The organism is Acinetobacter geminorum, from assembly GCF_013009345.1.
Classification (GTDB): domain Bacteria; phylum Pseudomonadota; class Gammaproteobacteria; order Pseudomonadales; family Moraxellaceae; genus Acinetobacter; species Acinetobacter geminorum.
The window spans coordinates 165,999-178,590 of the sequence record NZ_JABELE010000001.1; the positions used below are offsets into that span (position 1 = coordinate 165,999).

Here is a 12,592-nt window from a genome sequence, read left to right on the forward strand (position 1 = left end):
TATTAAAGTCAGCTAACTCTGGTTTTAACTTAATGTTTTTGCTTATGAGCCTGTTGCTGTGCTTGTAACTGCTGTTGTAACTCTGCTAAACGCGCATTCAAAAGTTGAATACGTTGGTCTTTTAAACGTAAAGTTTGATTTAGTTTGGTTACATTCCTTTGTAATGTAACGGTTTTTTCTCTTGTTGTCATAACTTTTACTGCTAACTCAGTATTGTTTTGACTTTGTTGTGTGCTCTTTTTAGCACTCCCATGGCTAGAATTTTGGCTGTTTTCAGCCACGATACTCATTTCCGCTTGTTGTAAACGGTATTTGGTTTTGCCAGAAGTTGATTTTGCAGTATGTGCGATATCTGATTTTGACTTGTTTTGCTGAGGTTTGGCAGTAGGAGAGTGAGTTAGGTTAAGGGCGACTCCCTGACGTAAACGGTTTACATCACCTTGAATAAAAGCATGTCGGTTTTGTGTTTGAATATCATGCATGACTTTCGCAACAGGTTGTTTTGTTTTTGCTGCAATACGATTGGCAATGCTCCATAAAGACTCATTTCGCTGTACCACATATTTACCTGATGATGCTGGTCCTTTGTAGGAACTTAACGATTGTTTCTTCGCAGGATTTTGGTTGAGAGTCTTTTTAGATGGTGATTTCTTTTGCGATATTAGATTCTTGATAGGAGTTTTGGGTGAATCATTTGTATCTGTCTTAGGAGGAGTCGATTTAATTTGATTTTCTATTACTGTCTGATTAGGAGCAGTAGCTGTTGCAACTTGTTGAGTAATCTGAGTGGAAGTGTTTTCACTAAGCGTGTTAGATGAATTTGTATTTATAGCTGGAGCAGTTCCAGAACTAATATTAAGGCTATGTTCATTATTCGAATTATTTGTAGTTAAGGCAGAAGTTGGTGATGCATATCGAGTACTTTCTGGCAGATTTAGAGCAATGTCTTTTTCATTGACAATAAACTGAGGTGATAAAGTAGTTTCGTTATTTTCAGTCTTTTTTATAGAAGAAGGCTTAATTAAAGTTTTAATATGCTGCAAACGTGTGGCAGAACCTTCACTAATTTTCACCACAATATTGAGTTCAGGATCAAGAATAGGGCGAGATGAGGTAATAACAATAACCCCTGAACCTTGACCGTTTTGGCGTGTATAAAAATTAAGATTTCCTGGAGGCTGATGAGACACACCTAGAGTACTTAAATCTTCAGGAGTTGCTAAACTGACTTGTAAAGTTGCGTTAGGGTCAGCTTTTTGGAAATTCATTTCTGCATATAACAAATCGCCAGGTGCGGACTGAATTTGTATAGGGTCTAATGTAATCGCATAAAGAGAAGGCGAAGACATAATGGTGAAAATGGCAATTTTTAATTTGTTATAAACAGTCATCTCAATCCATGACCTAATAAGTCGTAAAGTCGTTCAAAATTATACAATAATGAAATGTAAATAAATTGTAAAATTTTCACAAACCAGTTACGAAAAAGCCGATCTAATGTGATCGGCTTTTTATTTTGACTGAATAATTCAAATCAAATTATGAGCTTTTGTATTCTACTAAGATGCGTAACATACGACGTAAAGGCTCAGCAGCACCCCAAAGTAACTGGTCACCCACTGTAAATGCACCTAGATATTCTTTACCCATGTTGAGTTTACGTAGACGACCTACAGGCACAGTTAAAGTACCAGTTACAGCAACAGGTGTAAGGTCAGTCATAGACGCTTCACGAGTGTTTGGTACAACTTTCGCCCATTGACTTGAAGTACGAATCATATCTTCGATTTCATCAAGTGGTACATCTTTTTTCAACTTGATTGTCAGTGCTTGAGAATGGCAACGCATCGCACCAATACGGACACAATGGCCGTCGATAGGAACAATTTGTGAGTTACCCAAGATCTTGTTGGTTTCAACTTGACCTTTCCACTCTTCTTTTGACTGACCGCTTTCAAGTTGCTTATCAATATAAGGAATCAATGAACCAGCTAATGGCACACCAAAGTTTGCAGATGGGAAACCTTCACCACGTTGTAACTCGGCAACTTGACGATCAATATCCAAAATTGCAGATTTAGGATCATCCAACAATGTTTTAGTATTGTTGTATAAATAGCCCATACCAGTTAGTAGCTCACGCATGTTTTGTGCGCCAGCGCCTGATGCTGCTTGATAAGTCATAGCAGTCATCCACTCCACCAAATTATTTTGGAAAAGTGAACCTACACCCATCAACATAAGTGATACTGTACAGTTACCACCTACGAAAGTTTTGGTACCGTTAACCAAACCATCTTTGATGACGTTAAGGTTTACTGGGTCAAGAACGATGATTGCATCATCTGACATACGTAAAGTTGAAGCTGCGTCAATCCAGTAACCATCCCAACCAGTCGCTTTTAACTGTGGGAAAACCTCAGACGTATAGTCACCACCTTGACAGGTAATAATGACATCCATTTGCTTCAGACTATTAATGTCTGTAGCTTCCATAAGTGCTGGGGCAGTCTTACCACCAAATGAAGGAGCTTCACCACCTGCATTACTGGTAGAGAAATAAAATGGCTCAATATGAGCAAGATCATTCTCTTCAACCATACGTTGCATAAGGACGGAACCGACCATCCCGCGCCAACCGACCAGACCTACTTTCATGTCATTTTGCCTCGGTGCGTTAAAATTGTTAGGGGGAGTTGAGTGTATCAAAAGTGTCCACAACTGCAAGCGTTACAGAAACAAAACACCATCTTTATTGAGTAGAATATCTTGTTTATGTTACATACAAAATTGATAAAGATGACAAAACTTTAAAAAACAAATCATCTTAAAAGAGAAAATTCAATGATTTATATCGAAGTTCTAGCTAGTCTGGTGATTTGGTTGAGTTTCTGGTCACTTATTCCTCGTGATGAGTGGTGGTTTCGTGGTGCCGACTTCCCTCGGTTGCAGATTTTATTTGTTGGTCTGTTAGCCTTTGTAGGCATGTTGTTTTGGCCCACCGAATGGAATCTCTGGCGTGAAGTAGTGCTGGCTGTGCTCATCGCTGCCATTGCCTACCAGCTTAAAATGATTTTGCCTTATACCTTGTTTTGGAAAAAACAGGTTAAACAGGTAAAGCAGTCTCAATTAGATCCACAAAAGCAGATTTCATTAATCGTTTCAAATGTTCTAACCCCAAATGATAAATATCATTTATTGCTTGAACAGATCAGCGCATTAAAACCTGATTTATTACTTACCCTAGAAAGTGATAAGACATGGGAAAATGCGTTAAGGGAGATTGAAAGTGACTATCCTTATCGTGTTCCTGTGCCTTTAGATAATCTATACGGCATGCATTTATATAGTCGACTGCCTTTATCAAATACTGAAGTTAAATTTATTCTCAGTGATGAAATTCCCTCTATACATACCACTGTTACTTTGAGATCTGGTATGCCTGTTCAACTCTATTGTTTGCATCCTAAGCCACCTAGTCCGACTGAGGCGAAGGATTCGACTTTACGCGATGCAGAGCTTTTAATTGTTGGTGATCAAATTAAAGATCTAGATGAAAGCTGTATTGTGATGGGAGATTTAAACGATGTAGCATGGTCGCGTACTACGCGTTTATTTCAACGAATTAGTGGATTACTTGATCCGCGTGTTGGGCGACATTTCATTAATACTTTTCATGCAGATTATCCATTGCTGCGCTGGTCTTTAGACCATATTTTTCATAGTACCGATTTCGGTTTGGTGAAGATGCAACGTTTGCCTCATATTGGATCTGATCATTTTCCTGTCTATGTGGTTTTACAGACTGGTCGTATATTTGAGCATATACAAGAGGAACTGGAGCAAACTCAAGATGATGAAGAAGAGGCGCAAAGAGCCATCCAAGAAGGAATTGCAAAGGCTGAAGCTGAAGAAAAAGTAGTGACTGATAAAATTGCACAGCCTTATAAATAAAAAAGAATATAAAAAATGATGTAAGCAATATCGTACAAAGATTTGAGTCTAGGGCGAATAGGCAGAGGGTTATAAAAACCTTATTCTACATTCATCGGCACACGGAACCGGGAATGGATAATCCCACGTAAGGATACACAAAGCTGATATGGAATAGCATCACGGATCAGATGTTGGAACGGAAACGATAAAAATAACTATTAACCTGAAAGCACAACCTCATTTACCCGAGTTTTGCAGGACGCAGAACTCGGGTTGATATTTTTATATCCCTTATTTAATTCTGTGTAAATAAAATAAATATTTTTAAGCTAATCTTAATGTTTAAATCTATTTAATAATCAATAAATATCCATGTGTTTTTGTATAAATCTCAGCAATTTCCAATGAAAAAAAATATAAAAATTTTTTTTATTAAGTTTTTGTTTTTATAGAATATTAATGAATAAACATAGGCTTTGATCTATTTAAAGATAAATTCGACTTGTTTAATTAATAAATCTCAATAGAATGTGCCGATCGTTGACATGTTGGATCGTCAACAGGCATTGTTTTTTACTTCGCCGGATCGGCGGGTTGTGATTTGTTTGTGCATTTAAATTTCTGTTTGGGAATTAGTGTACATATTGAGGTTTCACTCTTAGTTAGTGGTCTTCTCCCTCTCATATTTGATACTTTGCGGTGCATAAGGATTGTCTTATGAAGAATTTTAAATTTAGCCTTGCTTGGCAAATTTTAATTGCTTTAATCCTAGGGATAGTTGTCGGGGCTGTTTTACATAACCAGCCTGAAATCAGAGACAGTATTGTGAATAATGTTCTTGCCCCTCTTGGTAAGATATTTATTAGCCTGATTAAAATGATTGTTATTCCAATCGTTTTCTCTACCTTGATTTTAGGTATTGCAGGTGTTGGCAGTACGAAAAGTTTAGGGCGACTTGGTTTTAAAACCATTCTCTATTTTGAAATTATTACGACGATTGCTATTTTAGTTGGTTTGTTTGCGGCAAATATCTTCCATCCTGGTTCAGGCATTGATATGTCTCAGCTAGTTCAAACAGATATTTCTCAATATAAACATACAACTGAAGAAGTTCAGTCACAGTCACATGGTCTTATTCAAACAATATTATCGCTCATCCCAACGAACATTATTAGTTCAATGGCACATGGCGAAATGTTACCTGTGATTTTCTTTGCTGTATTATTCGGTATTGGTTTATCTTCTTTACCAGCAACCACTAAAGACCCATTGTTAAATGTATTTCATGCAGTTTCAGAAACGATGTTCCGCGTAACGCACATCATCATGAAATATGCGCCAGTGGGTGTGTTCGGTTTAATTGCGGTAACTGTTGCAAACTTCGGTTTCGCTTCTCTCATTCCATTGGGTAAATTAGTTGTATTAGTTTACGGCGCAATTTTCTTCTTTGCGTTTGTTGTGCTTGGTTTAACTGCAAAAATGTTTGGAATCAATATCTTTATCTTATTTAAGATTTTAAAAGATGAATTGATTTTGGCATTTTCAACGGCAAGCTCGGAAACAGTTTTACCGCGTATTATGCAAAAAATGGAAGCTTACGGTGCGCCTAAAGCAATTTCCAGCTTTGTGATTCCAACTGGTTATTCATTTAACCTTGATGGTTCTACGCTTTACCAAAGTATCGCGGCAATCTTTATTGCACAGCTTTACGGTATTGAAATGTCAATCAGCCAACAAGTTATTTTGGTTGTAACATTAATGATTACTTCTAAAGGTATTGCGGGTGTTCCTGGCGTATCATTTGTTGTGTTATTAGCGACATTGGGTAGTGTTGGTATTCCTGTAGAAGGCTTGGCATTTATTGCTGGTGTTGACCGTATTATGGATATGGCTCGTACTGCGTTGAACGTTGTTGGTAACGCGCTTGCTGTACTTGTAATTAGTAAATGGGAAAAACAATACGACTCTGAAAAAGCTGCCGCTTATGAAGCATCTCTTAAATAAGAGAGAGGTTTTTTAGTCGAAAAAACCCGCGAAAATCGCGGGTTTTTTTATTGGGTTATTTTAAGACGCGTTGATATAGATCCAGTGTTTGGTCACACATGTCTTTCAAACTAAACATGGTAACAGGGGCAACGATTTGAGGTTGTTCAATATGATTTTTTACAGTCTCTACTAAAGCTTTTTCATTCTCTGCCTCAACAAGACCTTGCGGATATACATTCGTTAAAATCTCGGCAACACCTCCACGGTTCCAGCCAATCACTGGCGTACCGACTGAAAGCGCTTCTAAGGCTGTTCTACCGAATGTTTCTGCTTGGTTGGATAAAGAGAGAACTATATCGCTAAAAGCAAGCCATTCCCGAATATCTGAGCGATGGCCTACGAAGGTAATTTTATCTGTGAGCCCTTTGCTTTGAATAGTCTTTTGCAATTCACTTAAGTAGGCTTGCTTTTTGGCATCAGCACCACCAACAACAACCGCATGTAACTGAGGATATTGCGACTGAAGTTGTTGAATCAGTTCAATTAAACTTTCATGACCTTTTAAGCGTGTAATACGACCAGGTAAGCAAAGTAAAAACTTATTTTCAAGCTCAGGAAAGTCATTAAAAACTTGATTAAACCACTGTGCTGATGGCTGGTAATTATGTGGAAAAGCAGTTGGGTCAATGCCTCGATAAATTCGCACAATATCTTGCGGTGGGCAGTTTTTATAATGGTCAGTGATGTATTTAACCACGCTGTCAGAAACGGCAATCACTTTTTCAGCTTGAGTCATAATCGCACTATAACGATTAACTGAATAGAAACCATGTACAGTGCTAATGAGGTGAGGGCGTTTGTTTGCAGGTATTTTTCTTAAGGCAAAGTGAGTAAGCCAAGCTGGGACACGTGAGCGCACATGAACAATATCGGGTTGATGCTGTTCAATCAGCTTGCGTAAAGGACGGATTTGCCACAAGCTCGACAATGATTTTTTATGAATAGGTAGCGTTAAGTGAGTAGAACCTTCAGCTTCGAGCTGGGACACAAGTCTTCCACCATCTGAAACAACTAGAGACTGATGACCTTGTGCAATCAGTGCACGTGCAATTTCCAGTGTGCCGCGTTCTACGCCACCGCTATTGAGTTCTGGGAGAAGTTGCATCACTTTCATTGTTTTTTGCCTTATACATTCATAAAAGATGGACCATCCACAGATACATCATTTCAAACTAAATCATTATCCGGAATTTACTATCGTGCTAGCGACATGGATGTCGCTGTTTCGCTGTGTTACAAGGAAGTAACATCAGTGAAACAAAGGATTTTGCTTACTTTTTATCCTTGAAAAGTAAGGCTGCCTATTCGATAGTATTTGAATTTCACTTTAAATTGAGGCAGTACTTACTATCAATTTAAAATTATCACAGCTTTATCTTAATAGATCTCTTCATAACCCTCTGGACGTGTCTTAAAACGACGATGGAACCACATATATTGAGTCGGTGCGATGCGAAGTTGATTTTCAATAATTTTATTAACTCGAGTTGCATCATCGACTTCATGTTCACTTGGCATATTTTCGACCGCAGGTTCAATCAAAATATGATATTTAGGATCTTGTACATCACCATGACGGTAAAAATATAAAGGAACGGCAACCGCTTTTGAGATTTTTAATAAACGACGGTGAGCGGTTACGGTAGCAGCAGGCACACCAAAGAAGGGTGCCATCACCCCTTGTTTAAGTCCGAAGTCTTGATCGGGGCTATACCAAATTGCATCGCCATCTTTAAGGTGGCGAATTAAACCACGCATATCATCATGATCGATTTGTGCTTTATAGATGGTGCCACGGCAACGATAAATCAGCATATCGAGCAATGGATTATTTTGAGGGCGGTACACAACATCTGGCTCGAAATATTGAGCACAAACATAGCCACCCGCATCAAGAAGGGTACTATGAGTTCCCAATAATAAAACGCCTTTGCCTTGAGCTTGGGCGTTGGTAATGTGTTCTAAGCCTTCAATGGTGACGCGGTTTTTAAACCAGTAAGGCTTATACCATGCGTTTAATGTCTCAAAAATACCAAGCATCATATCGACAAAAACTTGCTTAGCTTGTTGCTGTACTTTTTCAGTTGACCATTCGGGAAAGCAGACTTCTAAATTACGAATAGTCGTTTTTCGGCGAGATTTTAAATATTTCCAAGCAAGATTTGCTAAGCCATGAGCCAGACGCCACTGAATTGCCCATGGTAAAATAGCCAAAAGCATTAAAAAAACAATGGCAATCCAAATACCCCAATATTTAGGTAATAAAAAGGACCATTGAAATTCACCGGGCGTATAAGTCTGCTTTTGGCTCATAACGATATAAAGAATTCAAAATTAAAACTGGCAAAAGTGTATCACGAACTGAATTTATCGTCGTAATACACTGTTGAATTGAGCGGTTAAGATGAGGAAGTAAACCGTGGTTATCGGCGATTTTCTAAAAGAATACGAACAGCAAGCCCAGCTAACACCGTTCCCATAAGCCAGCGTTGTATATTTGCCCAAAGAGGCTTTTGTTGAAGAAAAAGGGCAATGCTACCCGCGGAAAGTACAATCAGCGCATTTACCGAGACGCTGACAAAAATTTGAATAGTCCCGAGCTGAATGGATTGCCATAAAATACTGCCTTGCTGTGGATGAATAAACTGTGGCAATAACGATAAATACATAATCGCAATTTTAGGATTAAGTAGATTTGTAGCGAAACCCATTAAAAATAGTTTAGCTGGAGAGTCTACTGATAATTGTTTTACATCAAAAATTGGGGATGCATTGGGACGTAGCGCTTTCCATGCTAGCCAGAGTAAATAAATTGCTCCTGCAATACGGATGGTGTCGTAAGCATAAGGGACTGCAACAATAAGGGCTGTAATCCCGAAAGAAGCGCAAAGCATATAAAATACGAAGCCAACGCCAACACCAGCGAGTGAAATAAATCCCGCTATTTTTCCTTGGCAAATTGAACGAGAAATAAGATAAATCATGTTTGGGCCAGGGGTGAGCACCATTGCCAAACAGATTAATCCGAATGCTAAAATTTGAGAAAGATCTAGCATGAAAAATACTCGAATATTATTATATGGGTAGATATAACATAATTATTTTTATAAGTCTTATATTCAATCAGAGCGGTATTTAAAACTATTAAGCCTAACTAAACTTAATCACTTATCATCTATTTTTTTATAGATTTTTTGCTTTAAAAAATTTATAGATATTCTGAAAAAAGCCCCCTTAATTTAAGGAGGCTTTTATTACTTACTTTAAAGGAAATAAAAGTGAATTAATTTCCTTTGCTCATTTGTTCAAGTTCATCCCAGCGTTCTAATTTTTCAAGTAATACCTCTTCAATTTCTGCGAGACGCTGACTTGCTTTAGTTGCTTCATCGGCATTACTGACAAACCATGAACCATCTGCCAGCTTGTCAGAAAGTTCTGCTTGTTCAACTTCCAGTTTCTCGATTTCGGCAGGAAGTTGCTCAAGTTCACGTTGGTCTTTATAACTCAGTTTTACCTTTTTAACGTTACTTTGTGCTGCGGCTTTTTCAGCTTCGGCTTTTGCCTGAGCTTTTTTAACATCAGACTTTTGGTCTACGACTTTATCATCTGGTCGTTGCTGCAAATAGTCTTGGTAGCCACCAATATACTCTGCAATATTGCCTTTACCATCAAATACCCAAGTCGATGTTACGACGTTGTCCATAAATGCACGGTCATGCGAAATGAGTAACAGGGTACCTTTATATTCAGAAAGCATCTCTTCAAGTAGCTCAAGAGTCACCATATCCAAGTCATTGGTTGGTTCGTCCATTACAATCAGATTCGATGGTTTAAGCAGTAATTTAGCAAGTAAAATACGGTTACGCTCACCACCAGAAAGGGCTTTTACTGGTGTGCGTGCGCGTTCAGGCGAAAACAAGAAATCTTGTAGATAGCTATAGATATGTCGACGGTTACCATTTACATCAACAAAGTCAGAGCCTTCTGAAACGTTTGCCATGACTGTTTTTTCAAGGTCTAAGGCATTACGTAATTGGTCAAAATAAGCAACTTCTAACTGTGTACCAGTCTTAACAGAACCACCGTGCTCGATTTCACCTAAAATGGCTTTAATTAACGTCGTTTTACCGACACCGTTATCACCGACTAGGCCAATACGGTCACCACGCATGACTAGTGTAGAGAAATCTTTAATCAGTGGCTTATCATCATAAGATACACTTAGGTGCTCAATATCAAATACTAATTTACCAGAGCGATTTGCTTCTTGAGTCGCCATGCTCACTTTGCCTTGTTGTGAACGGCGAGCTTTCGATTCTTCACGTAAAGCTTTTAAGGCGCGCACACGACCTTCATTACGCGTACGACGTGCTTTAATCCCTTGACGAATCCAAGCTTCTTCTTCAGCTAACTTTTTATCAAATAAAGCATTTTGTTTCTCTTCTGCTTCCATTTGCTGAGCTTTAAGCTCTAAATAGCGTGAATAGTTACCTTCATAACCACGTAGGATGCCACGGTCAAGTTCAACAATTCGAGTCGCAATGCTGTCTACAAAAGAACGGTCATGCGAAATAAATAGTAGCGTTAAATTATTTTGATCGAGTAGAAATTTTTCTAACCATTCAATACTTTCAACATCTAGATGGTTGGTCGGTTCATCTAGAAGTAATACGTCCGGTTGTGTCAAAAGAGCGCGGGCGAGTAAAACACGGCGTTTACGTCCTCCCGAAAGATCTGCCAAATCTGCATTTGGATCGAGTCCCATTTTACTTAACAGGGCATTGACCTTGTTTTCGAGTGCCCAGCCGTCGAGTTGGTCGAGCTTATGCTGTAGGTTGCCCATACGGTCACAAGCTTCCATATCTCCCAGCATACAAGCATCAGTTGCTTCATGATAAGCTCTGAGTACTTCGGCAGCTTCTCCTGCACCATCAGCTACAATGTCAGCAACCTTACCTGAATCCATTGGAACGTCTTGGGCTAACATTGAAACAGTTAAACCATTTTGAATAGAAACTTCACCAGAATCTGGTAATAGGCTTCCCTCGATCAGTTTAAGTAAAGTAGACTTACCTTCACCATTACGACCAATTAAACAGACTCGTTCGCCACGTTCTAGATTAAAGTTCGCGCCATCGAGCAGGGCAGGTCCGCCAAAAGCAAGTTGGACATCCCTTAGGGTAATATAGGCCATAATGTTTTCCAGAATCTCAAATGAGGATTTAAATGACTAAACCACCATATCATGATGATCAAGCGTCATTTTCCGCACCCATTGAAGATTTGCAAGTGCGAATTACATTTTTGGATGATTTAGTTGAACAATTAAATCAACAACTCGCTATTCAAACTCAAGAAATAGCTGATTTGAAAAAACAAATGCAATTTCTTTATCAACGTGTGGAATCGTCGGATTTATCAGAAGGCATTGCACCTTTTGACCCATTAACGAATAAACCTCCCCACTATTAATAAAAAGGCAAGTTCAATACTTGCCTTTTTATTTGGGAATATTTCCCAATTTTGCTTAAAAACCTTGTAAGACGATCTTACCTTTTGTTGTGCCACTTTCAATTTGCTGATGAACTCGTTTTAAATTTTCAGCATTAATTGGACTTATAACTTCCGTTACAGTCGTTTTGATTTTCCCATCATCAACCAGCTTGCTGACCTCATTTAATAGTTCACTTTGTTTTGCCATATCTTCGGTCTGGAACATTGAACGTGTAAACATAAATTCCCAATGCACAGATACAGACTTGGTTTTAAACGGTTTGATATCTAACTGTTCAGGATCATCAATAAGCCCAAAACGGCCTTGCGGTGCAATCAACTCGACAATATCTGCTAAATGCTGATCTGTTTGAGTAGTTGAGAACACATATAAAGGTGCCTTTAAATCTAATTGCTTGATTTGGGCTGCTAAAGGTTGACGGTGATCTAACACATAATCTGCTCCAAGTTGCTTAACCCAGTCTTGAGTTTCTGCTCGTGAAGCTGTTGCAATAATTGTTAGGTTTGTCAGCTGTTTAAGAAGTTGAATGGTGATTGAACCAACACCACCAGCTCCACCAATCACTAATATTGTTGTGTTTTCTGGCGCTTTCTTTGGAACTTGCAGGCGATCAAATAACATCTCCCAAGCCGTGATTGCAGTTAAAGGGAGAGCTGCCGCCTCGGTTACTTCTAAAGTTTTTGGTTTATGGCCAACAATGCGTTCATCAACGAGTTGTAATTCGCTATTACTACCTTGACGATTAAGAGCACCTGCATACCAAACAATATCGCCAATCTTAAATTGAGTAACTTTATCTCCAATCGCTTCAACTACACCTACTGCATCCCAGCCAAGAGTTTTCCACTGATTATTCTCAGGGCTTACATTCTTTCGAATTTTAGTATCTACCGGATTTACTGAAACAGCTTGTACACGAACAAGTAAATCGTGTCCTTCAGCAATAGGGGCATCGAGTTCAATATCGACGAGTGCTTCTGGCGATGTAATAGGCCCCGCTTTTTGATATGCCACAGCTTTCATAATTATCATTCCTCTTGTTGAGAGTTTGATCATAACGTAAGCTTAAAATAAGTAACTACAGACAAATAACGC

10 protein-coding genes are annotated in these 12,592 nt (G+C 38.7%); 3 read left to right on the forward strand and 7 right to left on the reverse strand.

The window, feature by feature from the left end:
* Positions 1 to 29 precede the first annotated feature (29 nt).
* Together HJG58_RS00775 and asd are read right to left on the reverse strand one after the other, a co-directional pair.
* Positions 30 to 1,391 (reverse strand): type IV pilus assembly protein FimV, encoded by a 1,362-nt coding sequence (locus HJG58_RS00775; protein ID WP_170247612.1) that lies wholly within the window; start codon positions 1,389 to 1,391, stop codon positions 30 to 32.
* A gap of 148 nt (positions 1,392 to 1,539) precedes the next feature.
* Entirely contained in the window at positions 1,540 to 2,658 is a 1,119-nt protein-coding gene (asd, locus tag HJG58_RS00780) for an aspartate-semialdehyde dehydrogenase (protein ID WP_170247613.1), read from the reverse strand.
* 186 nt (positions 2,659 to 2,844) lie between these two features.
* Here asd and HJG58_RS00785 point away from each other — a divergent pair, with 186 nt between their 5' ends.
* Positions 2,845 to 3,954: an endonuclease/exonuclease/phosphatase family protein gene (locus tag HJG58_RS00785; protein WP_170247614.1), complete on the forward strand. Its 1,110-nt coding sequence runs from the start codon at positions 2,845 to 2,847 to the stop codon at positions 3,952 to 3,954.
* Positions 3,955 to 4,653: 699 nt separating this feature from the next.
* Positions 4,654 to 5,940 (forward strand): glutamate/aspartate:proton symporter GltP, encoded by a 1,287-nt coding sequence (gene gltP / locus HJG58_RS00790; protein ID WP_086265061.1) that lies wholly within the window; start codon positions 4,654 to 4,656, stop codon positions 5,938 to 5,940.
* A gap of 55 nt (positions 5,941 to 5,995) precedes the next feature.
* Here gltP and HJG58_RS00795 read toward each other — a convergent pair whose 3' ends face one another.
* From HJG58_RS00795 to HJG58_RS00810, 4 genes are all read right to left on the reverse strand, one after another.
* The gene (locus HJG58_RS00795; protein WP_170247615.1) at positions 5,996 to 7,096 is read right to left on the reverse strand and encodes a glycosyltransferase family 4 protein; all 1,101 of its coding nucleotides are present in this window, start codon (positions 7,094 to 7,096) and stop codon (positions 5,996 to 5,998) included.
* 263 nt (positions 7,097 to 7,359) lie between these two features.
* Complete coding sequence (locus HJG58_RS00800; protein ID WP_170247616.1) at positions 7,360 to 8,295, reverse strand: LpxL/LpxP family acyltransferase; 936 nt, start codon at positions 8,293 to 8,295, stop codon at positions 7,360 to 7,362.
* A 110-nt stretch (positions 8,296 to 8,405) separates the two neighbouring features.
* On the reverse strand, positions 8,406 to 9,038 hold the full coding sequence (locus HJG58_RS00805; RefSeq protein WP_170247617.1) for a LysE family translocator: 633 nt from the start codon (positions 9,036 to 9,038) through the stop codon (positions 8,406 to 8,408).
* A gap of 227 nt (positions 9,039 to 9,265) precedes the next feature.
* Positions 9,266 to 11,176: an ATP-binding cassette domain-containing protein gene (locus tag HJG58_RS00810; RefSeq protein WP_002114959.1), complete on the reverse strand. Its 1,911-nt coding sequence runs from the start codon at positions 11,174 to 11,176 to the stop codon at positions 9,266 to 9,268.
* A gap of 32 nt (positions 11,177 to 11,208) precedes the next feature.
* On the opposite strand from HJG58_RS00810, the gene HJG58_RS00815 reads away from it, so the two are divergent.
* Positions 11,209 to 11,454, forward strand: coding sequence for a SlyX family protein (locus HJG58_RS00815; RefSeq protein ID WP_002115104.1), 246 nt, complete (start codon positions 11,209 to 11,211; stop codon positions 11,452 to 11,454).
* Positions 11,455 to 11,509: 55 nt separating this feature from the next.
* On the opposite strand, the gene HJG58_RS00820 is transcribed toward HJG58_RS00815, so the two are convergent.
* Positions 11,510 to 12,520 (reverse strand): zinc-binding alcohol dehydrogenase family protein, encoded by a 1,011-nt coding sequence (locus HJG58_RS00820; RefSeq protein WP_170247618.1) that lies wholly within the window; start codon positions 12,518 to 12,520, stop codon positions 11,510 to 11,512.
* Between the last annotated feature and the right edge of the window lie 72 nt (positions 12,521 to 12,592).

Bases quoted from the DNA above. Each gene is read 5' to 3' on its own strand.
- HJG58_RS00775 (WP_170247612.1), bottom strand. From the start codon at position 1,391: ATGACTGTTTATAACAAATTAAAAATTGCCATTTTCACCATTATGTCT.
- asd (WP_170247613.1), bottom strand. From the start codon at position 2,658: ATGAAAGTAGGTCTGGTCGGTTGGCGCGGGATGGTCGGTTCCGTCCTT.
- HJG58_RS00785 (WP_170247614.1), top strand. From the start codon at position 2,845: ATGATTTATATCGAAGTTCTAGCTAGTCTGGTGATTTGGTTGAGTTTC.
- gltP (WP_086265061.1), top strand. From the start codon at position 4,654: ATGAAGAATTTTAAATTTAGCCTTGCTTGGCAAATTTTAATTGCTTTA.
- HJG58_RS00795 (WP_170247615.1), bottom strand. From the start codon at position 7,096: ATGAAAGTGATGCAACTTCTCCCAGAACTCAATAGCGGTGGCGTAGAA.
- HJG58_RS00800 (WP_170247616.1), bottom strand. From the start codon at position 8,295: ATGAGCCAAAAGCAGACTTATACGCCCGGTGAATTTCAATGGTCCTTT.
- HJG58_RS00805 (WP_170247617.1), bottom strand. From the start codon at position 9,038: ATGCTAGATCTTTCTCAAATTTTAGCATTCGGATTAATCTGTTTGGCA.
- HJG58_RS00810 (WP_002114959.1), bottom strand. From the start codon at position 11,176: ATGGCCTATATTACCCTAAGGGATGTCCAACTTGCTTTTGGCGGACCT.
- HJG58_RS00815 (WP_002115104.1), top strand. From the start codon at position 11,209: ATGACTAAACCACCATATCATGATGATCAAGCGTCATTTTCCGCACCC.
- HJG58_RS00820 (WP_170247618.1), bottom strand. From the start codon at position 12,520: ATGAAAGCTGTGGCATATCAAAAAGCGGGGCCTATTACATCGCCAGAA.